This window comes from Dolichospermum flos-aquae CCAP 1403/13F (assembly GCF_012516395.1).
GTDB lineage: Bacteria > Cyanobacteriota > Cyanobacteriia > Cyanobacteriales > Nostocaceae > Dolichospermum > Dolichospermum lemmermannii.
On record NZ_CP051206.1, the window covers coordinates 2265175 to 2287830 of the forward strand.

At 38.1% G+C, this 22656-nt stretch carries 21 protein-coding genes; 9 read left to right on the top strand and 12 right to left on the bottom strand.

Translation table 11 applies throughout. From position 1 onward, the window contains the following. Positions 1 to 360: 360 nt before the first annotated feature. The 4 genes from HGD76_RS11200 to HGD76_RS11215 all read left to right on the top strand — a co-directional run bounded on the left by HGD76_RS11200 (position 361) and on the right by HGD76_RS11215 (position 5487). Positions 361 to 1413, top strand: coding sequence for a permease (locus tag HGD76_RS11200; RefSeq protein ID WP_168695828.1), 1053 nt, complete (start codon positions 361 to 363; stop codon positions 1411 to 1413). A gap of 209 nt (positions 1414 to 1622) precedes the next feature. Beyond that, complete coding sequence (locus HGD76_RS11205) at positions 1623 to 2387, top strand: TIGR03943 family putative permease subunit (protein WP_168695829.1); 765 nt, start codon at positions 1623 to 1625, stop codon at positions 2385 to 2387. Positions 2388 to 2465: 78 nt separating this feature from the next. Further along, positions 2466 to 3965, top strand: coding sequence for an Ig-like domain-containing domain (locus tag HGD76_RS11210; protein ID WP_168695830.1), 1500 nt, complete (start codon positions 2466 to 2468; stop codon positions 3963 to 3965). A 100-nt stretch (positions 3966 to 4065) separates the two neighbouring features. Next, a complete protein-coding gene (locus HGD76_RS11215) occupies positions 4066 to 5487 on the top strand; it encodes a hypothetical protein (protein WP_168695831.1) in 1422 nt (473 codons plus the stop codon). A 224-nt stretch (positions 5488 to 5711) separates the two neighbouring features. Here the strand turns inward: HGD76_RS11215 and HGD76_RS11220 are convergent, their stop codons facing one another. From HGD76_RS11220 to pedR, 7 genes are all read right to left on the bottom strand, one after another. Beyond that, positions 5712 to 5924, bottom strand: coding sequence for a hypothetical protein (locus HGD76_RS11220; protein ID WP_168695832.1), 213 nt, complete (start codon positions 5922 to 5924; stop codon positions 5712 to 5714). Positions 5925 to 6233: 309 nt separating this feature from the next. After that, a complete protein-coding gene (locus HGD76_RS11225; RefSeq protein ID WP_168695833.1) occupies positions 6234 to 10073 on the bottom strand; it encodes a serine protease in 3840 nt (1279 codons plus the stop codon). Positions 10074 to 10472: 399 nt separating this feature from the next. Beyond that, the gene (locus HGD76_RS11230) at positions 10473 to 11003 is read right to left on the bottom strand and encodes a COP23 domain-containing protein (protein ID WP_168695834.1); all 531 of its coding nucleotides are present in this window, start codon (positions 11001 to 11003) and stop codon (positions 10473 to 10475) included. 117 nt (positions 11004 to 11120) lie between these two features. After that, positions 11121 to 11846, bottom strand: a complete 726-nt coding sequence (locus HGD76_RS11235; RefSeq protein ID WP_168695835.1) for a S1C family serine protease — start codon at positions 11844 to 11846, stop codon at positions 11121 to 11123. A 236-nt stretch (positions 11847 to 12082) separates the two neighbouring features. Beyond that, positions 12083 to 13810 (bottom strand): succinate dehydrogenase/fumarate reductase flavoprotein subunit, encoded by a 1728-nt coding sequence (locus tag HGD76_RS11240; protein ID WP_168695836.1) that lies wholly within the window; start codon positions 13808 to 13810, stop codon positions 12083 to 12085. Between the two features lie 78 nt (positions 13811 to 13888). Beyond that, on the bottom strand, positions 13889 to 14206 hold the full coding sequence (locus tag HGD76_RS11245) for a hypothetical protein (RefSeq protein ID WP_168632141.1): 318 nt from the start codon (positions 14204 to 14206) through the stop codon (positions 13889 to 13891). A 318-nt stretch (positions 14207 to 14524) separates the two neighbouring features. Beyond that, positions 14525 to 14800 carry a photosynthetic electron transport-dependent transcriptional regulator PedR gene (pedR, locus tag HGD76_RS11250; protein WP_168695837.1) on the bottom strand — a complete coding sequence of 92 codons (276 nt, stop codon included), beginning with the start codon at positions 14798 to 14800 and terminating at the stop codon, positions 14525 to 14527. Between the two features lie 305 nt (positions 14801 to 15105). Between pedR and HGD76_RS11255 the strand changes: the two genes are divergently transcribed. Together HGD76_RS11255 and HGD76_RS11260 are read left to right on the top strand one after the other, a co-directional pair. Next, on the top strand, positions 15106 to 16083 hold the full coding sequence (locus tag HGD76_RS11255; protein WP_015080930.1) for a carbohydrate kinase family protein: 978 nt from the start codon (positions 15106 to 15108) through the stop codon (positions 16081 to 16083). A 245-nt stretch (positions 16084 to 16328) separates the two neighbouring features. Continuing rightward, entirely contained in the window at positions 16329 to 16478 is a 150-nt protein-coding gene (locus tag HGD76_RS11260; protein ID WP_168695838.1) for a nicotinate phosphoribosyltransferase, read from the top strand. 150 nt (positions 16479 to 16628) lie between these two features. Here HGD76_RS11260 and HGD76_RS11265 read toward each other — a convergent pair whose 3' ends face one another. Beyond that, positions 16629 to 17309 carry a tetratricopeptide repeat protein gene (locus HGD76_RS11265; protein WP_015080928.1) on the bottom strand — a complete coding sequence of 227 codons (681 nt, stop codon included), beginning with the start codon at positions 17307 to 17309 and terminating at the stop codon, positions 16629 to 16631. A 258-nt stretch (positions 17310 to 17567) separates the two neighbouring features. Here HGD76_RS11265 and HGD76_RS11270 point away from each other — a divergent pair, with 258 nt between their 5' ends. Then, entirely contained in the window at positions 17568 to 17894 is a 327-nt protein-coding gene (locus tag HGD76_RS11270; protein WP_027402424.1) for a YbjQ family protein, read from the top strand. A 101-nt stretch (positions 17895 to 17995) separates the two neighbouring features. Here the strand turns inward: HGD76_RS11270 and HGD76_RS11275 are convergent, their stop codons facing one another. Both HGD76_RS11275 and HGD76_RS11280 read right to left on the bottom strand, forming a co-directional pair. Further along, positions 17996 to 18550, bottom strand: a complete 555-nt coding sequence (locus HGD76_RS11275; protein WP_168695839.1) for a carbonic anhydrase — start codon at positions 18548 to 18550, stop codon at positions 17996 to 17998. Between the two features lie 6 nt (positions 18551 to 18556). Further along, entirely contained in the window at positions 18557 to 20245 is a 1689-nt protein-coding gene (locus tag HGD76_RS11280; RefSeq protein ID WP_168695840.1) for a SulP family inorganic anion transporter, read from the bottom strand. A 100-nt stretch (positions 20246 to 20345) separates the two neighbouring features. Between HGD76_RS11280 and HGD76_RS11285 the strand changes: the two genes are divergently transcribed. Together HGD76_RS11285 and HGD76_RS25345 are read left to right on the top strand one after the other, a co-directional pair. Next, positions 20346 to 20666 carry a flavoredoxin gene (locus HGD76_RS11285; protein WP_168695841.1) on the top strand — a complete coding sequence of 107 codons (321 nt, stop codon included), beginning with the start codon at positions 20346 to 20348 and terminating at the stop codon, positions 20664 to 20666. Between the two features lie 15 nt (positions 20667 to 20681). Beyond that, entirely contained in the window at positions 20682 to 21443 is a 762-nt protein-coding gene (locus HGD76_RS25345) for a hypothetical protein (protein WP_233467182.1), read from the top strand. A 92-nt stretch (positions 21444 to 21535) separates the two neighbouring features. Here the strand turns inward: HGD76_RS25345 and HGD76_RS11295 are convergent, their stop codons facing one another. Beyond that, positions 21536 to 21796, bottom strand: coding sequence for an NDH complex assembly factor CRR9 (locus tag HGD76_RS11295; protein ID WP_168695842.1), 261 nt, complete (start codon positions 21794 to 21796; stop codon positions 21536 to 21538). Positions 21797 to 21931: 135 nt separating this feature from the next. Continuing rightward, positions 21932 to 22579: a Uma2 family endonuclease gene (locus tag HGD76_RS11300; protein WP_210967770.1), complete on the bottom strand. Its 648-nt coding sequence runs from the start codon at positions 22577 to 22579 to the stop codon at positions 21932 to 21934. Between the last annotated feature and the right edge of the window lie 77 nt (positions 22580 to 22656).

A 22656-nucleotide genomic window follows, 5' to 3' on the forward strand; every position in this document is an offset into this window, starting at 1 on the left:
TAGGCAAAAGACAAGCAATTTTTTCATAAATTAAGTAGGTTGGCGTTAAAAATTGTCGTTATGACAAGGGAACAGGGAACTCTTAACTGGGAACAGGGAAGAGGTTTTGGGCAACTTTACTTTTCGTTACATATTACTCTTCGACAAGCCGCTTCGCGTCTACGGTTTTTTTCCGTTCACCTACATATTGAGGACTGCTATAATTTCCTCACTATAATGAGATTTAATTTTAGCTGCTTAATCAATGATCCCCGTATCGCTTTAGTATAGGTTGGTGTTAGCCATATTTCTCGCTACCCTATTAAATGAAATGACAACACAAAACTCTAAAACTCAGAACTGCTGTTGAATACAACGCCCATGAATCAACTGAACAATGGTTTTACAATATTTCTCAGTCTACTAGTGGAGGCGATGCCATTTTTACTGCTGGGTGTATTTTTATCCAGTCTATTACTATTATTTGTCGATGAAAGTAAATTGGTGGAGAAAATGCCCAGAAATCCCCTATTGGGGGCTTTATTTGGCAGTATGATCGGCTTTTTGTTTCCAGTTTGTGAGTGCGGTAATGTGCCTGTGGCCAGACGGCTATTGATGCAGGGAGTACCCACACCAGTAGCGATTGGCTTTTTATTAGCAGCACCAACAATTAACCCCATTGTGATTTGGTCAACTTGGACTGCATTCCGCGATCAACCAGAAATAGTAGTGTTAAGAGTGGTATTTTCCCTAGCCATTGCCACTATTATTGGTTTTATCTTCAGCTTTCAACCGGATTTAGTTCCCTTTCTGCAACCATCAATCGCCCGTTATCTCAAATTTAACCCCCCAGCACCACCGAAAACAAACCGCAGGGGACGACAATCTCAAGTACAACCCCAAACTAATACACCGAGTTTATTGCAATCAGGAACATATATTCTTGGTGGCACAACGGGAGCGTCGAAACGCATAGATGATAGTTACAGTGAAGTCGCTGCAATTTCTAACTTCAGTAAACCCTTATCAGAGAAACTCCGCTCCCTATTAGATAATATTATCCAAGAACTCCGGGAATTGGGCGGAGTCATGGTAATAGGAAGTGCGATCGCCGCCGCTACCCAAGTTTTAGCCCCCCGTGACCTGATTATTAGTCTTGGGGCTGGGCCAATTAGCTCGATTTTAGCCATGCTAGTATTAGCAGCAGTTGTATCAATATGCTCTACAGTTGATGCCTTTTTTGCCCTGTCTTTTGCTTCCACCTTTACTAGCGGGTCATTGTTAGCATTTCTAGTCTTTGGACCGATGATTGATATTAAAGGTATTGGTTTAATGCTATCAATTTTTAAGCCAAAAGCCTTGATATATCTGTTTTTATTAGCTGGACAATTGACACTTCTATTCACCCTATTTCTGAATCTGCACGTGATCTGAAGCAAGATTGCGTCCCTTTTTCGCAGAATTTTCTTTTTTTCCCGCAAATGTGGGGTGTGAGGTATGGGGTTTAAATCCTGGGAAGGTGGGAATATAGTAATTGGAGATTGACAAAAAGGTAGTCGGTAATTTTCTCAAATAATTTCTGTTCCCTGTTCCCTATCCCCTGTTCCCCATTACCTATTCCCTATGATACCCAAATAACCTTAATGCTGAATTCCCAAACTAAAGCCCCAAATAAACTCATCCCTTGGCTAGATGTATTAGCCATTACAGCTTGGGGTATTCTCATGTTGAAATATTGGCTCACAGGCAAACTCTACCTATTGATTCACCCGGACTTCTTTTGGTTAGTAGTTGTCGCCGGCATAGCCTTATTAATCATTGGTTTCTCTAAGGGATTGCAACTGTGGAAACACCGTCACATTCCCCAAATACCTAGTGCTGGGCATATTAATTTGTTTCCCCCTGGTTGGGGCAGTTTCCTGTTACTAACAACGGCAATTTTAGGATTAATGATTACACCTCGTGTCTTTGCGAGTCAAACAGCCCTAGATCGGGGTGTGACTGAATCAACAGGTGCTAGTCGCACTCAACCCCAGGCATTTCGGGCTACAGTTCGCCCAGAAGAGCGATCGCTTGTAGATTGGGTCCGCACATTGAATGTCTATCCCGAACCGGACGCATACACAGGGCAAAAGGCAAAAGTCCAGGGATTTGTGATTCATCAACCTAACGTCAGTGAAGACTATATATTTTTAGCCAGATTTGTTCTCAGTTGTTGTGCCGCAGACGCTTATCCCGTGGGATTACCAGTCCAAATATCTGGATCACGTCAACAGTACCCCCCTGATACATGGTTAGAAATAGAAGGACAAATGACAACACAAACTGTCGGAGAGAAACGCCAACTCACTATCAAAGCCAACTCCCTGAAAAAAATTCCCCAACCTCAAAATCCTTACAGTTATTAGTCAGTTGTTAGTTGTCAGTTGTCAGTTGTTAGTTGTCAGTTGTTCCCTAATCTAAAATCCAAAATCTAAAATTGTTAGATGAACAAATCCTATAAACTTATTCAACCCTTAGACGGAATTGCGATCGCTGTCATGCTCCTACTGAGTGTGTTGATTGGGTTAATCATCTGGAAAGGTGATGTAGTCAAACCTATGGTTCGCACCTTTACCTGGGAAAATCAACAAATTGGCGCAGAGGATCTCTCCTTCTCCCTCACCTTTAGTCGGCCAATGGACTCCAAAAGCATCGAGGAGAATTTAAAAATAGATCCACCTCTAGCCGGTAAAACCAGTTGGGCTGGCAGAAGAATGGTGTACACACTCCTTACCCCAGCCCCCTACGGCACAAACTACCAAGTCAAACTAGAAAAAGGTCAAGATAAATATTCCCAAGCGGAAGGAAAAAACCGCGTCATGCAGCCCTTTACAGGTAGCTTTTCTACCCGCAATCGCGTCATCCTTTATATTGGTGCTAACCCAGAAGTCCAAGGGCAGTTGGTACTTTATAATTTAACCCAAGAACAAAAAAAAGTTCTTACCCCCAAAGACTTAATTGTGATGGATTTTGAACCATTCCCCAATGGTGAAAAAATCCTCTTCTCGGCTCGTTCTGCTAAAAATCCTGATTTACTTTCCGCCCAACTTTATACAGTCAGCACAGGTATTTCTAGTCAAATTGGGACAGAAATAGCCGCCGCAGGGAAAGTTGACCTAATTTTAGATAACAAAGAATATCAAAATCTCAAATTTGACCTTTCAGCCGATGGCAAAATTATTGTTATTCAAAGAGGTAAACGCGATAATCCCGGTGATTTTGCTCTCTGGTACTTATCAACCAGCAATGATAATTCCGCCGAAAAACCCACGCCAAAACGGTTACAAGGGCAGCCTGGTGGAGATTTTCTGATTACACCCGATAGCAAAGCCGTAGCAGTTTCCCAAGGACAGGGGACAGCAATTGTATCTTTAGACGGTGATAGCAACAAACCTCTCGATTTTCTGCCTCAATTTGGCTTAGTCCAAGCTTTCTCTAAAGACGGTTCCCAGGCAGCGATGGTCAAATTTAATACTGATTATACGCGAGATTTGTTTTTAGTCACCAACCAAGGTGTACAAAAACAATTATTAAAAACTACAGGCTCAATTCTTAGCTGTCAGTTTGACTCTGCTTCCCCTAGCCTTTACTGCTTAGTTACCCAACTTATTTCTAAAGAACAATACATAGAACAACCTTACTTGGTATCCATTGACTTGAAAACAGGCAAGCAAAAACCATTGTTACTCTTGCCTCCGGCTCAACGCAATGTCCAAACCAGTTTAGCACCTGACGGTTTAGGCTTCTTATTTGACCAAGTAGTTCCCATTGCCAATAACACCACACCATTACCCGCAAACACCTTAAAAACTGATGATGGTGAACCCATTGCTAGTAGTAGTCTCTGGTTAATGCCCATGCTACCTATAGCTGATAATACAAATATTGACATTAAACCAGAACAACTACCTCTCATGGGCTTTCATCCCCATTGGCTACCTTAATTAATTGACAATTGACAATTGACAATTATTAATTATCAACTGTCAATTTTTATTTGTGTAAATAACTGAGAACGGCTACGTATTTGTGGATAATAATAATATGACCGTGACAAATTTACCTATAATAAAGCTAACGCCACGCTATCGGCCAACTACAGATTGTCAATGTGAAACCGTAGTTATGGAAAAATTGGAAGACAGCAACCAACAAGACTGGATTGCAGAACCTAATATTGATCAACAAGCACAGATCAACTTAGAATTTCAGCAATTACTCAAGTTAAATACAGAATTAACTACAGCTAATAATCATCTCTATGCTCAGGTAGAGCAGTTAAAAACCGAATTAGCTGAAGCCGAAAAGATTTTGCAATGGCACAAAACCCGGTCTACTGTGACGGAATCTATGTTTAACCAACAAAATCAAGAACTTTCCGCTGGTCAAGAACAAATTCATTCCCTGTATCAGCAGTTAGAAACTGCTGTCCAAACAGTTCAACAACAAGAAATTTGTATTGAAAATTATCAAGCTAATTTGCAAGTTAGCCAACAGCGGTTAGCGCATTTGGAAAGAGAATGTTCTCTTTTGCAAGCTAACTACAGTCAAGAGTCTCAACAGTTATTACACTCGGAAAATACTTGTCGTGAATTGCGGTCTCGGCTCATGCGTCAACAACGACAAACTATGCAATTTAAATCGGCTTTGGAAAAATGTCTAGATACTCCAATTCCTAGCCATGAAAATTTAGAAGATCATATCCATCATCCCCATGATGTGATTCACAAACAAACGCGATTCTCCAGAAAAGCCCGGTCTTTGTTTCCCAATGCTCAACCTATTCGACCTTGGACAGGAGAACCGGATTCTGTGAATGAGTCTGTAAATAATTCCTGGGTTAAGCCGACAGCAACAACTTCTGAAAATTATCCCCATGATCCAGAACCAGTAATCTCTCAGCCTACACAAGTTGATGAATCAACAACTCCATCAACAACTGAAGATGATTCTGGAGTATTATCCCTAGACCAGCAATTAGAAGGGATAATTCATCGGTTTTTTATTACACCATCATCTGACACAACGGAGGAGGGGAGCCAGGCAAAAGTAAATATTCATCAAGGTGATATATCTGTTTTAGAAACTTTAGTATCTACTTCGGAAAATTATGCACAACCAGAAATAATAATTAAACAGGATTTGCCGATAGAAATTGATCCTTATGGTACTACTGAAAATTCTGGAAAGGAAGATTTTTCACTATCACTAATAGAGGAATTTCCAATCATTTCCACCGCTCTCAGCCATCAGATCAATACTGTGGAAATGGAAGATTATTGGTTGGATATTTCCCCGACAACGGAATCAAATTTACCCACTAATGATGTTTTGCCAAAGTTATTGGATGAAAATACATCTGACCATAAATCGCCTTCACCATTGATTTATCCCCAACGACCACCCAAGGGACGCAAATCTTTAGCATCTGTAGAATTGCCGAATTTTCAACCTAAGCACAAGTAGATGATTAAGACTTTATTTCTGGTCACGCATTTGATAAAATTGTTAATAGGCTGAAATAAATATCAAAATGATATTGTTGACTCTTGGCAGGCTAGAAGCCCACCCCACAATAAGTATAATATTATTGTGGGCTGGGCATCCTGCCTGCCCGTATTATGTTTAATTGTAACTATCAAACTCGTTTTGGCTGGGGTTATTTGTTGAATATTTGAACCGCATAAATCTTAATCACTAAAGGTTGATTGATTTAATGTTTCCATCAAAATTTCTCCAGCCCCGAAGTGATCATAAGGCGTTGCTAGGTGATATGTTTTGAAGGGTTCTAGTGGAGAAATATTTTCAGATGAATCTAAATTTTCTGCAAGAATGCGAATTAATTTGAGTTTTTCTGGTGCTGAGAGTTGTTGAATTGATGGGAGTAAATCGGTTAGTGTCATATTTTTCTCTTGATATATCTGAGGGATAGAGTCAAAATTACTTTATTCTATTTTATCTCAAAGCGATTTCTAGGTTGTGGTTTGTGATCACTCATTTTATCATGGTGGGATTAAAAAAATCTACAACTGTTTCTGTAGATTTACCTTCTCGCGGAATCAATAGACATCTCCGAAAATGAATGTAGAGACGTTCTATAGAACGTCTCTACAAGGGTTTCAAACCACGCACATTTAATTACCGGAGATGCCTAATGCAGAAAACGCCACAATATTCAGTCATATTGATACTAAGGGTGCGGAAGGTGGGTTCTAAATCAAAACTTTAATCTTGGGATTGTTCAAAAACTCCTGACTATCTTTTATCAACTTATCACCCCAATTATTCTCTTTTAGAAACTCAATTTTTCCAAAACGTTTATCTAATTTTAATGCCGTTTCTGCCGATTTTAAACCCGCTTCTTTATCGCCTTTGGCATACAAAGCTACACCTAAAGCTAGATGTGCTTCTGCAAAATCGCTATTTATTTTTATCGCATTTCGCCAATTACTAATTGCTGTTTCTACTTCTCCCATTTCATAGTGAACTATGCCTAAATTAGTGTATGCTTCAGGATATTCAGGTTTGATTTTAATGGATTGATTCCAATCATTTATTGCTTGTTGGTACTCTTTTAATTTATAGTTTGCGAAACCTCGATTGTAGGCGTAATCTGCATTTTTCGGGTCAAGTTTAATGGCTTGGGTGTAATCATCAATCGCCTGTTTATAGTCTTTTAACTGCAAATAAGCATCACCTCGAGCGGCGTATGGATTGGCATTTTTCGGGTCAAGTTTAATGGCTTGATTCCAATCATCAATTGCTTGTTTGTAGTCTTTTAAGAAATAGTGAGCAATACCCCGAACATAGTAGGATTCAGTAAAGTCGGGTTTTAATTTAATGGCTTGAGTGTAATCATCAATCGCTTGTTTATAGTCTTTCAATTGAAAGTAAGCATCACCCCTAGCACTATAGTATATTGCCTTTTTAGGGTCAATTTTAATGGCTTGAGTATAATCATCAATCGCTTGTTTGTAGTCTTTTAATTGAAAGTAAGCAAAACCCCTACCACCATAGTATGTTGCATTTTTAGGATCAAGTTGAATGGCTTGAGTATAATCAGCTATGGCTTGTTTGTAGTCTTTTAATTGTAAATAAGCAAGACCCCTAAAATCATAGTATATTGCCTCTTTAGGGTCAAGTTGAATGGCTTGAGTTAAATCATCAATCCCCTGTTTGTATTCTTCCAGGACAGAGTAAATACCACCACGAAAAGCATAATACTCGGCATTTTGAGAATCAATTTTAATGGCTTGGGTGTAATCATTAATCGCCAGTTTGTATTCTTTTAATTTATAGTAAGTACCACCCCTAGTTGCGTAAGCTTTACTCATTAAGCCAGTGTAACCACTAAGGAAGCCTTTAATATCTTTAAATTCAGAGTATCTGAGACCTTGCATAGTGTATGGTGCATTTTTAGGGTCACGACGAATAGTTTCTGTTAAATCAGATATAGCTTGTTTATAGTCTTTTAATTTTGAGTAAGCGCCACCCCGCAAAGAGTGGTAGATTGCGTCTTTAGGGTCAAGTTGAATGGCTTGAGTGAAATCAGCTATGGCTTGTTTATAGTCTTCTAATACTAAGTAAGAGCCACCCCTCATACCATAGTATGTTGCATTTTTAGGGTCAAGTTGAATGGCTTGAGTATAATCAGCTATGACTTGTTTGTAGTCTTTTAACTGTGTGTAAGCAATACCCCTGCTATTATAGTATTTGGCATTTTTAGGGTCAAGTTGAATCGCTTGAGTATAATCAGCTATGGCTTGTTTGTATTCTTTCAATCCCTCGTAAGCAATACCCCTGACATTATAGTACAATGCCTTTTTAGGGTCAAGTTGAATGGCTTGAGTTGAATCAGCTATGCTTTGTTTGTATTCTTCTAATACTAAGTAAACCGAACCTCTCATGAGGTAAGAGACAGCGTCTTTAGGGTCAAGTTGAACAGCTTGAGTAAGATCAGTTATGGCTTGGCGATAGTTTTTTAACTCTACATAAGAAGAAGCACGCCCATTATAAGCAAATTTAAACAGAGGATCAATTTTAATAGATTGATTGTAAGCCTCAATTGCTTCAGGAAACCGCTTTAAGTAATGAAGCGTAAAACCTCGCCAGTGGTAAAGATCAAATTGATTAGGACTCAGAGTAATGGCTTTGTCAAAAGATGTTAAGGCTTCAGAATATTTATCTAATGTAAACAGCAATCTACCCCGATCTTTCCAAGCTTGAGCAAAGTTGGGATTAATTTTAAGAGCTTTATCATAAGCAGCAATGGATTCTGGGTATTTTTTCTCACTATCAAATATCACCCCCTTGAAATACCAAGCTTGATAAAAATCCGGTTTTTTGCTAATCGCTTTATCAACAGCTTTTCTCGCTTCTGCATATTTTTGAGAACGCCATAGTTGATTGGCATAATTTAGCCATGATATTTCATTATCGCTGTTTTTAGGAACTTGATCCAATGGTAATAAATATTCACTAATTACATCCTCTTCCGATTTTTTCAGTGTAGCTGGTACAGTAGTTTCGACTTTTAAATCTGAATCTATTCCTCCTTGTTCAACCAAATTTAAAAATGTCCTAATGGGAATACCAGAACTACTACCTAAATTGATTTCACCATCAAAATCGAGTGATATTTCACCTTCCGCTCTGCCATGAATACCAATTAATCTTCCTTGGGTATCTAAAACCGCACCGCCACTCATTCCGCCTTTAGTAATATTACTATAAAGTAGATCATAACCATCACTTAAAACAGTTTGTATTTGCACGGGTATCAGAGAACTTTGATTATTGAAACTTAGATAAGTATTTAACTTAATGACTTGCTGTTGGCTCAAAACTCCCGCTGTTAAAATCCGGTGAGGTTTGTTTTTATTTTGTTGTTTATTACCAGGAAAACCAGAAACAAACACTTTTTGACCTTTAGTATTTAAACTATAATTTGCTAAAGTTGCAACTTGATATTTTTGATTACTGGTAAATTGAACAACGGCTAAATCAACTCCAGGCATTCTTTTCGCATTGCTAACATTTATAGCATATCGTTGATTATCGGGTGCGACTATTTCTAACTTATCTTTTAATTTTTTTTCATCACGATTCCAGATAACGTGATCCGCGGTCAACACATAATAAATATTACCTTTCTGGGCAATAATTACCCCGGAACCCATATCTGTGGGGTTAGCATTAGGAATTAAAACCGTAATTTCTTGGGCAATTTTATCAATATCATTAATCAAACCTTTTTTCGCTATCAAAGCAGAATCATCAATCTTTTTAGGCGATTTAGCAATAACTTCATTGACTACTTTAGCGACACTATAAATCGGTAAACCCCAACTATATTGACGCATTTGCTGACGTTCGGCTACACTGGGTTTACTATTGTCAATATAAGTATATATTTTATCAGAAATAGGATAGGCATGAACGGCATTAATACCAATAACTTCACCTTGATAATTTAATATGGGTCCGCCACTCATTCCTGGTTGAACTTTATTGCTGTAACCTATGCGATAACCTCTTTGAAAACTCTTATCTGGTAATAGAGAAATTTGTCCTTCTGTGAAAACCAATTTAGCACTATCACTCACAAATCCAGCCGCGACAATTTTTTGTTCTACTGCTATAGGTGCGGAAATTCCTAAAGTAGCTATAGTATATTCTGCTGTTGATTGAAACTGGAATAAAGCCACATCTTGATTTTTTAAAGATGCTGGTTTTTCTTTAATCACATTAGCAGGATATATTTTTCCATCAGGTGTTTGAATGCGATAAGATGCACCTGGATTCATCACATGATCATTAGTTAAAATAGTGTAATTATTACCATTTTTGGCAATTAAAGTTCCTGAAGCACTGCCATTTTTAGTTAATATTTTCACCGTGATTGATTTAGCTAAAGCTTGTAATTGTGCTGAGGTTAATAGTTTTTTTGTAGGTTCTTGTGCGGTAACTAGTTGAGGAGAAATCAATAACAATTGCTGAGGAATAGTTAATAAAGCGGTTGTGCAAATGAGGGTAAAAAATAGGTGTTTCATGATCTTTTTTTGTTTGAGTAAATTAGGAGATGAATATAAGTAGGTTGGGTTGAGGAACGAAACCCAACACTTCTTGACAACTTCTTTAAGTAGGTTGGGTTGAGGAACGAAACCCAACACTTCTTGATAACTTCTTTAAATTAGTTGGGTTTCACTTCGTTCTACCCAACCTACAATTTTTGAGAATCTGGTGCTTGAATGCGATAAGATTCACCTGGATTGATTACATGATCATTAGTTAAATAAGTAGGTTGGGTTGAGGAACGAAACCCAACACTTCTTGACAACTTCTTTAAGTAGGTTGGGTTGAGGAACGAAACCCAACACTTCTTGATAACTTCCTTAAATTAGTTGGGTTTCACTTCGTTCTACCCAACCTACAATTTTTGAGAATCTTCTTTATTGCATTTTATTCGCTGGTGGTGTATTTAGAAATTGGCGAATATCAATGTAAAATTTATCTTCTCCAGAACTTTGTGCAATAGGTACTGTCGTAGCACTGCCAAACCAGAGTTTGTTTAACTGTTTGAGAACATCCCTAGACTTGTCTTGAGGTCGTAATGTAAATAATACAGTATCACAACCACCATCAATTGAACTCACAGAACAAATTACTTTATTACCGTTTTGAAAAGCATTGGTAACGTAATTAAGACTGCCGTTATTAAAAGCTGTTTGGAAGTTCTGAGAAACTATTTTACAACGTTGTTGTGGTTTAACTCCTCCTAAAACAGATGTCCAAGTCACCATTGCTTTTTGGAAATTTGGTGTCCAAAGAAAAGTGGTAGGAACAGACTTTCCATTTTCGGAGTAACGACTTGTAGAACAGATAAAGCGAATTTGATTATTAGCGTCTTCTTGAGCAAAAACAGGAGTAGATGCTAATGTAGTGGTTAAGAACAGTGTGGTTAATAATGTTAATTTCATCATTTCTTAAATCTCCTAATTTGGGAAAGGGACATTTAATTTCTGTGGGGTGGGCATCCTGCCTGTCCAGATAGACAAACTAGCTAGAAGCTGATACCAATCTAAATTCTCAACAGACTATTAGCGCCGTAAACGGGAAATATTTCCCTGACGAATTGCCGTTAAGAAAGGTTGTATTTTATTTACCAGGATGGCAATACTAATACCACTATTGCTGCCATTTCTATCAAGTTGAATAGCAGTATTTACGCCAATAACTTGGGCTTGGGAATTGAGAAGTGGACCACCAGAATTACCGGGATTAATTCTAGCATCATGTTTAATTATACCATCTTGCTCGTCAAGATTGCTCAAAACACCGGCAGTAAAATTATTTTGATTGTCATAGCTGAAGGGACTACCAATAGCATATACAGACTGTCCCACTTGGGCTGATTTTGCTAAAGATAATGTGGGTAAATTCTTCTGGTTACGAATTTTAATTGCTGCTAAATCTACTCCATTTTTAGCAAAGCCAATCACGTTAGCAGGAAGTCGTTTCCCGTCTTCTAAAACTACAGTAACGGTTGCGGGTGCATCTTGCAAAACGTGAGCATTGGTAATAATTAACCCGTCAGAACTAACAATAAAGCCACTGCCGCTTGATTTACCTGTGTTGATATAAACTACCGCTGGACTGGCTTTTTGATTCACTCGAATGCGCGTTTGTTCCTCCGAGTTTTGGGCTATGACAGAGTTGGAATGATGATTTGGTTGGGGAAATGCCAAGCCATTTGGTGATGCTAGAGCCTGTATGGATAAAACAGCAAGCCCTGTAACTGCTATCAGATATGGTTTTCTGTTCATTGGTGAACTTGGTATAGACTAAGGTAGCTATGACAGTGTATTTAGAAGATTATCTAGGATAAATGACAAAATTCAACTGTTGTTACCATTTTTGTAACAGTCTCTCATTGTGGGTATATTTTAGAAAAAATATATTTATTTGTTAGACAGTGATATTAAATATGATTAAAATAGCTGGAAAGGGCGCAGTTCTTCGGAAAGGGCGCGGGCCCTGCGCCCCTACGGGATGATTTTAATTAATATTTTCGCTCTTTTGGTTCAAACATTGTGATTGTGACGGGACGATATTGAATATTAATTCCTGTTGGTGAATAATAAGCCATGGTGTGTTGTAAAAACTTATTATCGTCCCTTTCGGCAAAGTCTTCTCTAAAGTGTGCGCCACGACTTTCTTGGCGATTGAGGGCGGAAGTTAAAATGGTTTGTCCAACTACCATTAAACTTTGTAGTTCTAAGGCTTCAACTAATTCTGTATTCCAGCTTTTTCCTTTGTCATCTAAATATATTTGTGAATATTTTTGTTGTAGTTGGGCGATTTTTTCTAATCCCTGACGCATTACTTCGTCGGTGCGGAAAACGCCACAATTTTCAGTCATATTATCTTGAAAAGCTTGACGGATTTGATTAATTCTGTACTGTCCTGGTTGGTCTATTAAGAGTTGTATTTGTTCTTTGGCTTCGTTGATGTAGCGTGTTTCATCTATGGATGGTAATTGCCGATTTTGGACATAATTAGCGATCGCTGCTCCAGTCCTTTTACCATAAACTACACATTCTAATAAGGAGTTACTACCGAGACGATTTGCACCGTGAACCGACACGCAAGCAGTTTCTCCAGCAGCAAAAAAGCCTTCGACAAAACTATCATTATTACTTCTAACTTGTCCGTCAGTGTTGACAGGAATACCACCCATACAATAATGATTGGTAGGACGCACAGGCATCGGTTGAGTCACAGCATCTACACCAAGCAAACGATGGGCTTCTTCCCAGCAAAAGGGAACACGACTCATGATTTTTTCCTTACCCAAATGGCGTAAATCCAGATAGACAAAGGGACCACCCGCGCTACCATCAGTATTTACACCACGACCAGCCCGGATTTCATAGGTAATTGCCCGTGAGGTAATATCACGAGGGGCTAATTCCATGCGACTGGGGGCATAATTGGCCATAAAGCGATCGCCATCGGCATTAATTAAATATGCCCCTTCACCGCGCACAGCCTCGGAAATCAGCACGCCCACAGGATACAAACCGGTAGGATGAAATTGGACAAATTCCATATCTGCCAAAGGCAAACCAGCCAAAGCGGTCATTGCCAAACCGTCACCAGTGGAAGCATAATCATTAGAAGTCGTGTTATAAACGCGACCATAGCCCCCGGTGGCAAACATCACAGCCTTTGCTCGTAATACCTCAATATGTCCATCCAAGAGGTGAAACATCACCACACCCTTAGCCTGACCATCCTCCAAAATCAGGCGCATTACATACCATTCTTCGTAAATTTGCACACCATAACGGCGCAAATTATTCACCAACTCATGTAAAATTGCATGACCGGTTTTATCAGCCGCATAACAAGTGCGGTTGTGAGAATGACCACCAAAAGCCCGTTGAGCAATGCGACCATCAGGTAAACGAGAAAATAACACCCCCAGATGTTCTAAATCAATCACCACATCTGGGGCCTCTTGGGTCAAAATTGCGACTGCATCTTGATCTGCTAAATAATCAGAACCCTTAACAGTATCAAAAGCGTGTGCTTCCCAAGAATCGGTATCATCCACATTCTTTAAAGATGCCGCCATTCCACCTTGAGCAGCCACAGAATGAGAGCGAATCGGGTGAGTTTTGGCAACTACCGCTACCTTTAAACTAGGGTCAGTCCTGGCGATTTCCAGCGCAGCCCGACATCCAGCTAAACCGCCACCAACAATAATTACATCATGTTCGAGCATTATCAACCACCGATTATAAAAAAATTCCCCATCTACAAGACAGGGTAATAGAGAAATTCTAAATTGATAAAATTCCTTTTAGCTAGTTGCTTGGACTGGGTTTTGTTGGGGAATATTATTTGAGATTGATTCTGTCTTTGTTTTTGGCTCTACAGCATTGAGTTCAATATTATTTAATAAAGTCGTCACAAAGGCAAAAAGTAAAAAAGGTAGAGATAAGAGAACAACAAGACCTACTGTAGCTAAAGCGTATACTGGTCTTTTTGCACCCATCAGAGCTAAAGCTGAAGCCAAGCTAATGGTAATCGTAATTAACCAAATAATAATTTGACCGTAAATATCACCAAAAGTTAAGGTACAGACAAAGCGATAGTTTTGAATATTATTTGTGTTCATTTTAAAACTGGCCTCAATTTTGTCCTCTAGCTTCTACCTTAAATCTATGTTTGCCTCAAAAACAATTTCTCAATATTTTTCCAAGGTTTGTAATATTACTTTACAAAAAACTAATTTTTCAGTCACATCTTCTGCAAAATTGTCAATCTATATATTTGATCAAATTTGCAGGATAATTGATTTACGCCTCTAAATACCTGTGTTTTTATCTGACTTTTTAAAGATGCAGAGTAGTACACAACAGCGTAAATCAACCACCCATCCTCTCAATCAGCAATCTACAAAATAGCAAAAAAGCTAGATTAATTAGCTGCTTGATTAAGACATACTTTCATCATTCATCAGGGGAAACGAACAGCAATTAACATTATCTAAACAGACTTTACCCCATTCTAAAGCCCAACGCACCAAAGCCACACGGTTATCAGTTTTTGTCTTGGTGAGAATATTACTGATGTGGTTATCAACTGTCCGTTTACTAATTTCCAGTTTGACCGCAATTTCTTGGTTAGTTAAGCCTGTGGCCACTAAGTCGATGATTTGCAGTTCTCTGTCTGACAGACTAACACGGGTCCCAGGCTCACTAGTAGCCATGACTTACTATTTCTCCCTTAGTATATGTACTCAAATCTTATTCCTCATTCTAGAAGATTCTTTCCGAGGTAGATAGTTTTAAATGTTACTAATAATACTAATATCAAGATTTTCTTTTAATTTTAGGTTTGTAGTCACAGATGCTACAAATCAAGGGTATTTATTTTAACTTTACACGTAATTTATCTGCGTTTATCTGCGTTTATCTGCGTTAAATAATTCTGGAAACCTGATGATCTGGAGCTTCATTTTCAATTAGTGTCAAACTAAATTTAGATCATGCCCCATCGAAAATCAAAAATGCAATGAGTAATCCCTCTATTTTATGTCTTGGTGAAGTCTTGTTTGATTGTTTAGCTGATCAATTGGGACTTGAGTTAGATGCAGTGAAATCATGGACTCCCTACCCCGGAGGAGCGCCTGCTAATGTGGCTTGTGCTTTGGTGAAGTTGGGGACATCAGCCGGATTTATTGGTGCTGTGGGTGAGGATGAAGCAGGGAATACACTGGTAAAATTATTAGAAGATGTTGGTGTAGATACAATGGGTGTACAACGTCATTCTACAGCACCAACTAGACAAGTATACGTGGTTAGAGATTTGGGGGGCGATCGCACTTTTGCAGGTTTTGGTAAATATGATACTTCCGAATTTGCTGATACCCGTCTAGAATCTGCAAAATTGCCACCCGCGCTTTTTAATGAAGCTGATTTTTTGGTAGTGGGAACTTTAGAACTAGCCTATCCTGACAGTGAAAAAGCTGTTTTGCGGGCTTTAGACTTAGCAGAACAATATGACCTAAAAATTATTCTCGATGTCAATTGGCGACCAGTATTTTGGCAAGATGAAAATACAGCTAAGAGCAAAATTCTGGCATTATTAAAGCGATTTGATTTTCTCAAACTAACCAAAGAGGAAGCACATTGGCTATTTGATACTACTGATCCAGGAGCAATTACTTATAGACTCAATTCCTTGGAAGGGGTTTTGGTCACAGATGGTGAAAATGGTTGTGCCTATTGTTTAGGGGAAAATGAAGGTAAAATCCCGGCGTTTTCCATGTCTGTAGTGGATACCACTGGTGCAGGAGATAGTTTCTTGGCTGGGTTTATTCATCAATTACAACAAGTTGGGATTCACAGCCTTAAAGACGGAGATACAGCAAACAGGATTGTCACCTATGCCAGTGCTGTGGGAGCATTAACTACTATTAAACCAGGTGCGATCGCATCCCAACCCACTGCGGCGGAAGTTGAGGCTTTTCTTGCTTCCCATAGACTTTAAATATTAGCACATTCAACGGGAATATCAGCTAAAATTGCTTGATATTCCTGGTTGGAAACCGGACGAGAATCATCATCCCATCAACTAAAAAAGTTATAACAATCTAGATTATAAATTATTGCAAAGTTATCTAAAAAAAGATTGTGTTTAGTATATATATATGAAGAATATGGGCAAAGAGATCATCACAGTATTAAAGTGCAGATATCACCAATTAAAAGACTTAAAAAAGGGGCTATAGTATTATGACTATCTCCAAAATGTTTATTGATATGGCTCAGTTTATTTCTGAAGCCTTCATGCGGATTTTCACCCCTGCTAATGATGCCTATCCTGTGACTGGGGTACAGCCTTTTACAGGTAGTATATATAAAAAAGGTAAAGCAGCTTGGTAAGTATTGACTTGAGAAAAGTCATACCATTTCTTTGGGTGGCATTCCCAAGGTTTTAACAAGGAACTGGCAAATAACGAGTTCTAGATTTGGTGAATAAAAAGATCCCCGACTTCTTGAAGAAGTCGGGGATCTGAATCCTATGAGGTGCTTTTAACCGCCTATTTCTTGCAACATTGTTTGTATTCTGGCAGCGCCTTCTGGATCATTTCCCCGCTGATATAAATCTAATGCTTTCCTGAGAACTTTATTTGCTTGTGGAGTTTGCCGTTTTTGTTTGAACATAGAACCAATTAACTCATAGGTGCGGGGATTATTTTTATCTAAATTAACTGCTTGTTCATAAGCCCACAGGGCTGATTGATAATCACCTAAGCTAGTTTGAGCAACTCCTAATCCTAAATAGGCGTTGACATTATTGCGATTTAACTGGATAGCCCGACGGTAAGCTTCTTTTGCACCTTTGTTATCTCTCGTACTGCTTTTAAGATAACCCACAGCATAGTAAAAATCACTATTATTAGGATTAATGGCAATAGCTCGACGATAAGCATCTAAGGCTGAGGTAAAATTGCCTTGTTGAGTATATAAGTAGCCAATACCAGCATGAATTCTCTCATTTTTGGGATCTAATTTTGCTGCTTGTTGATAAACAGCGATCGCTCCATTATAATCTTTAGAATCTACCAGTCTTTTCCCCTCATCTATCAAGTTTTTTAACTCTGGATTATTCGCCTGTGTCACTAAGACATCAGCTTTCGCTACTACAGGTGTACTAATAAATAAACATCCTAATAATAAAGTAGTTAACAGAAGTGATGTTTTTTTGTACATAGTAAATTTTCCTAAATTCTCTTAAACCGTTTTTATTCCTACATTAAAACAAAAATATTAATCTTTGTAATCTGTATTTATTCACATTTATACAATATTAATAATTTCTTAAATCACTTGACACCTTCGGAATTATAGCAATAAATTAATCCTTTCGCCAATCGGTACTGATAAATTACACAAAATTACAGGTATAATGAAGTATCAACGGATATTTCTCCCTAAATTTGGCCATAATTACCTATTTTACCTAAATTTATGCTTTTAACTACTACTGATGTTATTCAAGGTGCTGTAATTCAATCATACTTAGGTATTGTTACAGCCGAAGTTGTCTATGGTAGCAACTTCCTGCGGGATTTTTTAGCGAGTATTCGAGATATTGTCGGTGGCCGCACTGGCAGCTATGAGCGTCTCTTTGAAGAAGGACAACGGAAAGCAATGGAAGAATTAGAACAAAGAGCGCAACGTTTAGGCGCAGATGCTGTTGTCGGTATTGCCGTTGATACAGGCACAATTAATGTTGATCAATCTGGTGTTTTATTAGTCATTACAGCCACAGGAACAGCCGTAAAAATTCGTTAATATTTCGTTAATATTTTGCTGATTTTGTAGCAATTTATGACCAAAGAAAGAGTAAACAACTCTTACGGTTAATAATTCTTGATTTGACAATTTTTAATGTTTCATTTTTCAAGTTTTGGGAAAATTTGTGGAAATTCTCCTTGATTGAGAGTTGCAAAATACATTTCAATTTCAATATCAGAATAGCGACTGCGAATTGATGAATACGCTTGATTTAAATAATCTGTATGTACTTGCAACTCTCGTTCTGGATCTTTACTTAAATTAGGATCAATCATCATTGCATAAGCCCCACAATCTTGATGATCAATAATAATAACTTTGTTGATATGATGGAGTTTATAGGAGATATCTAACTGATCCCAAAATGCTTCAGCATCAGATGGGTGGGGGAATCCTGTTAAAGCTAATGAAGCACCTGCTAAAGCTGTTAAATCATATTTATCTGTGAGATTTTTATTCCTTAAAAAAGACTGTTCTGCTGTTAAAAACCGAAAGTCAATACAACTGAGAACTAACGCTTTTGTTTGATGAACTTCGGCCTTAGCTGATTGCGCTGATTGCAGGACAGTAAAGGCTATTACTCCCGGAAGGAAAGATCTCAGAAAATGACGACGACTAGAACAACAAAGACACTGATTGATATTTTTATTCATATTTGATTAGTCATTTAATTCCAGCAATTCTTTTGATTTTAAATCAGTTGCGCCCGGTTGCAAACATCCGACAATCTGGGGAGAAATAGAACAAATAGCATCTGTGGTTGTTTCAAAACAATTTGATAAACCAATAGTTTCTAATAATCCTGAACGTTCTAGCAGTTGTTTAACTTCCGGTTGTAAACCTGTGAGAATTAAACGGCAATTATGGCGTTCTAAGTCGTGGTAAATATCCTCTAACGCTACTAACCCAGTGGTATCCATATTTGGCACAAACCGCAACCGCAGAATTAAGTATTTTACCTCTGGTTCATCTCGAATAAAGGTAGCAAATCTCTCCGCAGCCCCAAAAAATACCGGACCATCTACTCGATAAACAGCAATTTCTTTCCCTAATTCTAGCGAAGTTCCGGGGGGGAATACTTCGGTTTCGGGAATCTTCACTAAACTTAAATCACTCATGCGTTTGATGAACAAAGCGCCGGCAGCAATTAATCCTACCTCGACAGCGAGAACTAAGTCAAATAAGATTGTTACCAACCAAGTCAGAATCATCACCGCAAAGTCAGAATAGGTAGCCCGCATTAATAAACCAATGGCTTCCCATTCAATCATTCGCACACTAACTACCATCAGGATTCCCGCTAATGCCGCTAGGGGAATCTGTGCCGCTAGGGGTGCTAAAGTTAGCACAATCATGGCTAATGCAGCACCGTGAATTACTCCAGATAGTCGGGTTTTTCCACCAGAACGGACATTAACAGCAGTTCGCGCAATTGCCCCCGTGGCAGGAATACCAGCAAAAAATGGGACAATGATATTTGCTAACCCTTGACCAATTAATTCGCGATCGCTATTATGTTTCTCACTGACCGTCATCCCATCAGCCACAACCGCTGATAATAAAGATTCTATACTTCCCAATGCTGCTAAAGCCAAAGCTGGATTAATTAGTTCTCGAATTACACTAAAATCATTCCAGTGAGGAATCCCTTGAGGCATTGGTAAAGATTGGGGAATTGCGCCAATTGTGGGAACATTCAGATGGAAATAAGTAGCTATTCCCGTCGCTAACACCAACCCCACTAAAGAACCGGGTATGGTATTATTAATCTTCGGCCACAAAACTGTAGTGACAATTACCACAATTGCCAGTCCCACTGCTGCCCAATTTAAAGCTTCTACATGAGTTAAACTTTGCCAAACTCCCGGCAAAAAATGTTCACTTCGGGGTAGTTTTAAACCAAAGAAATTATTTAATTGACCACAAAAAATAATAACAGCAATCCCATTAGTAAAACCTGCCGTTACTGGGTAGGGAATAAACTTCACTAGCTGTCCGAGTTTGGCTACACCCAAAGCAATTTGGATCATACCAGCCATTACTCCAGCAATCCAAACTTTCTCAATCCCGTATTTAGCAACAATTCCCACCAAAACCACGGCCATTGCCCCCGTTGGTCCGGTAATCTGGACTGGAGAACCGCCAAAAATGGCCGCCACAATTCCCGCAACAATAGCAGTATAGAGTCCCGCTTTTGGTTCGACTCCACTGGCTACAGCAAAAGCTAAAGCCAAAGGCAATGCTACTACTGCTGCTGTTAATCCTCCCGTCAAATCGCCACGGAAACTACTCAACCAGTTCCTCAGACGCAAAAGCTTTGATTCTTCGATAGTATCAGCGATCGCCATATTGTTATTTCAACTCTTATGCAAAATTAGTTGATGCACTAAATATATGTTATTCTATCTTTTCTAAGTCTAAGGTACATGATTTTTCAAGTTTAAGCCTGTGGAAAAAATACCAGATGAAGCCTTAGTAGTGCGAGGAGGCCGCAACCGTCCAGAAGATATCCAAATGGGAATAGGTACTCATCCCAGTGGAATAACAGGAATTTCCATACAATGTGAGGTAGGATTATCAATAGAGGAATTAGTAAAAGTAATTCCTCATGGGCAAATAGGTGTTACAAAAGTGGGAGAAGTTCGTAAAGCAGGTGGTGATGTAATTAGAACTTCTGGAAGAGGTTATCATGCAACACTAACTGGTTTAACTCCAGAACAAATCAGTAATCTTCTAACACCTACAATACCTAAACCAAAGCAACAATAGTCATGGAGGTTATCTATGAACACACCAGCACATTCTTTAAAATCGCCGGAAGATAATAACCAACAAAAACTTGTAGGTAATAGATTGAGAGTTTTTGCTGATTTTAATAACGCTGATGAACAGGGTTGTCTTCGTTTAAATTGTATTGGTACTATTGATGATTTAGCCAGGCAAAAAATTGAATTAAAAGATGGTCAATCACTGACTTTTTATAGCGAAGACTTAGAAGTAGATGGAATAGTGAAATATTCTGAAGAAGAGAATATTTGGGTTGCAGTTATTGATTGGAATAACATTAGACAAACGGAAGAGATAAAAGTATCCGAGAGAAAATTACTTGAGTTCTTGGAAAAGCTAACATATACTTCTCAAGTCTTGGGTAAGGTTGAAAATACTTCCAAACCAGATGATAAAAGTTTAATCCAGAATGAGCTTGAACCTTTACTTGATGAAATGAAAGATGATTTGAAATATGCTCATGCTGCACTTACTCATGATCAAGAGATTAGTGATCATGAATTCTATAACCAATTTGTGGGTACTTTTGGGAAAGAAGAAGCCGATGAAGTATGGGCTGCTAGACAATGGAATACAAAGCTTGTTCTGAAAGATTTTTTGCTTATACTAATGGACGAGCCTGAATTACGTCAAAGAATTGAAAACAGAGGAGTCAATTTTGATGAATATATTGCTCTAATTTCTCAGCAAGAGCAGGTTAACGAGTCTGAAACTGCGACGCAACAAATAGACAAGCAAGCAATGGACAGATTAATATAATTAGTTTGCTTTCGCTAATTCTAGTAGTTATCCCGCTTGTTTCAAGGCATTGCAATCAAAAAGCTGGCAGTCTACGAATGACGGATTATTTACTACCACTTCAAAAATGCTTCCTCAATGCCTCTCTCACGTCTAATTTTGGCATCAATTTCAAACCAGGTAATAATTTGCTTTGTCGTTAACTCCTCAATAGGAACATCATATTCCTTAGCAATATGTTGTAAAATCCGCAAAGAAGAAATTGTCAATCTACTTAAAAACTTTTCAGGAGAAGACAACAAAGCCGCATCAACTTGGGCAGATTCTTCAGAAGATAAAAATTGGGTTGATGATTGATTGGGTGAAATATCCATAAAAATTCAAAATTCTGTTTAATTGCCTTTCTACCATTAAATCATATTATTGTAACATCTGAGCAATAAAAGCCCAGCAATAAGTAACTCAACCTTAAAAAACATAATACCCAGATCCCCGACTTCTTAATTTAATCAGGAAATTTGTGTTTTTAACCAACTCCGAAAATTCTTAATCATTGACATTTCACCCACTTGTAAACTAGAAGCTAAAAACTGAGGGATTTCTGTATTTAAAGGTAAATTCGCAAAGGTTGGTGAACCATTGCAAGGAATATATTTATCCTCAGATAAACTATAAATTTGCATCACAGGTTCATCATAACGCCAAACTTCAGGAACACCTAAAGCTAAATAAATCGGTAATTTATCAATAGAAGAACTAGCATAATCAACTTCTATTACTAAATCAGGTGGGGGATCTTGAGTTAAATCTAAACTGGTTTTATTTCTCATAATTGGTTCATTTTGAATATAGAAACTAGAATCAGGTTCTACACCTCTAGCTAAATCTTCTCTTTTACAAGTTAATGAACCAGTGCTTTTGACATTGAGATTTAATTCTTCAACTAAAGTATCAATTATTTTTTCTATCAATCTTTTATTATGTTCATGGGGCATTAATGGAGTCATAATTTCTAAGATTCCCTGATTATAAGTAAACCTGTTATGGCGATCATCACCTGTTTCTAATAAAATTTGTTCAAAAGTATTCCAAGAAATATTATGGAGGATGACGCTATTGGTGTGAGTGTCGCTGTGAGTAGGTGCTATAGTTACCATAAAAATTCACCTCGCAGTTTTAATTATTCTATTATATCACTATCATCAGTTTCAATTAGAGGAAATGATTGATCAAA

Coding starts and splice junctions, on each gene's coding strand:
- HGD76_RS11230 (WP_168695834.1), bottom strand. CDS start 11,003: ATGATGAAATTAACATTATTAACCACACTGTTCTTAACCACTACATTA.
- HGD76_RS11270 (WP_027402424.1), top strand. CDS start 17,568: ATGCTTTTAACTACTACTGATGTTATTCAAGGTGCTGTAATTCAATCA.
- HGD76_RS11260 (WP_168695838.1), top strand. CDS start 16,329: ATGACTATCTCCAAAATGTTTATTGATATGGCTCAGTTTATTTCTGAA.
- HGD76_RS11225 (WP_168695833.1), bottom strand. CDS start 10,073: ATGAAACACCTATTTTTTACCCTCATTTGCACAACCGCTTTATTAACT.
- HGD76_RS11295 (WP_168695842.1), bottom strand. CDS start 21,796: ATGGATATTTCACCCAATCAATCATCAACCCAATTTTTATCTTCTGAA.
- HGD76_RS11300 (WP_210967770.1), bottom strand. CDS start 22,579: ATGGTAACTATAGCACCTACTCACAGCGACACTCACACCAATAGCGTC.
- HGD76_RS11200 (WP_168695828.1), top strand. CDS start 361: ATGAATCAACTGAACAATGGTTTTACAATATTTCTCAGTCTACTAGTG.
- HGD76_RS11205 (WP_168695829.1), top strand. CDS start 1,623: ATGCTGAATTCCCAAACTAAAGCCCCAAATAAACTCATCCCTTGGCTA.
- HGD76_RS25345 (WP_233467182.1), top strand. CDS start 20,682: ATGAACACACCAGCACATTCTTTAAAATCGCCGGAAGATAATAACCAA.
- HGD76_RS11280 (WP_168695840.1), bottom strand. CDS start 20,245: ATGGCGATCGCTGATACTATCGAAGAATCAAAGCTTTTGCGTCTGAGG.
- HGD76_RS11215 (WP_168695831.1), top strand. CDS start 4,066: ATGACCGTGACAAATTTACCTATAATAAAGCTAACGCCACGCTATCGG.
- HGD76_RS11210 (WP_168695830.1), top strand. CDS start 2,466: ATGAACAAATCCTATAAACTTATTCAACCCTTAGACGGAATTGCGATC.
- HGD76_RS11245 (WP_168632141.1), bottom strand. CDS start 14,206: ATGAACACAAATAATATTCAAAACTATCGCTTTGTCTGTACCTTAACT.
- HGD76_RS11255 (WP_015080930.1), top strand. CDS start 15,106: ATGAGTAATCCCTCTATTTTATGTCTTGGTGAAGTCTTGTTTGATTGT.
- HGD76_RS11220 (WP_168695832.1), bottom strand. CDS start 5,924: ATGACACTAACCGATTTACTCCCATCAATTCAACAACTCTCAGCACCA.
- HGD76_RS11235 (WP_168695835.1), bottom strand. CDS start 11,846: ATGAACAGAAAACCATATCTGATAGCAGTTACAGGGCTTGCTGTTTTA.
- HGD76_RS11275 (WP_168695839.1), bottom strand. CDS start 18,550: ATGAATAAAAATATCAATCAGTGTCTTTGTTGTTCTAGTCGTCGTCAT.
- HGD76_RS11240 (WP_168695836.1), bottom strand. CDS start 13,810: ATGCTCGAACATGATGTAATTATTGTTGGTGGCGGTTTAGCTGGATGT.
- HGD76_RS11265 (WP_015080928.1), bottom strand. CDS start 17,309: ATGTACAAAAAAACATCACTTCTGTTAACTACTTTATTATTAGGATGT.
- pedR (WP_168695837.1), bottom strand. CDS start 14,800: ATGGCTACTAGTGAGCCTGGGACCCGTGTTAGTCTGTCAGACAGAGAA.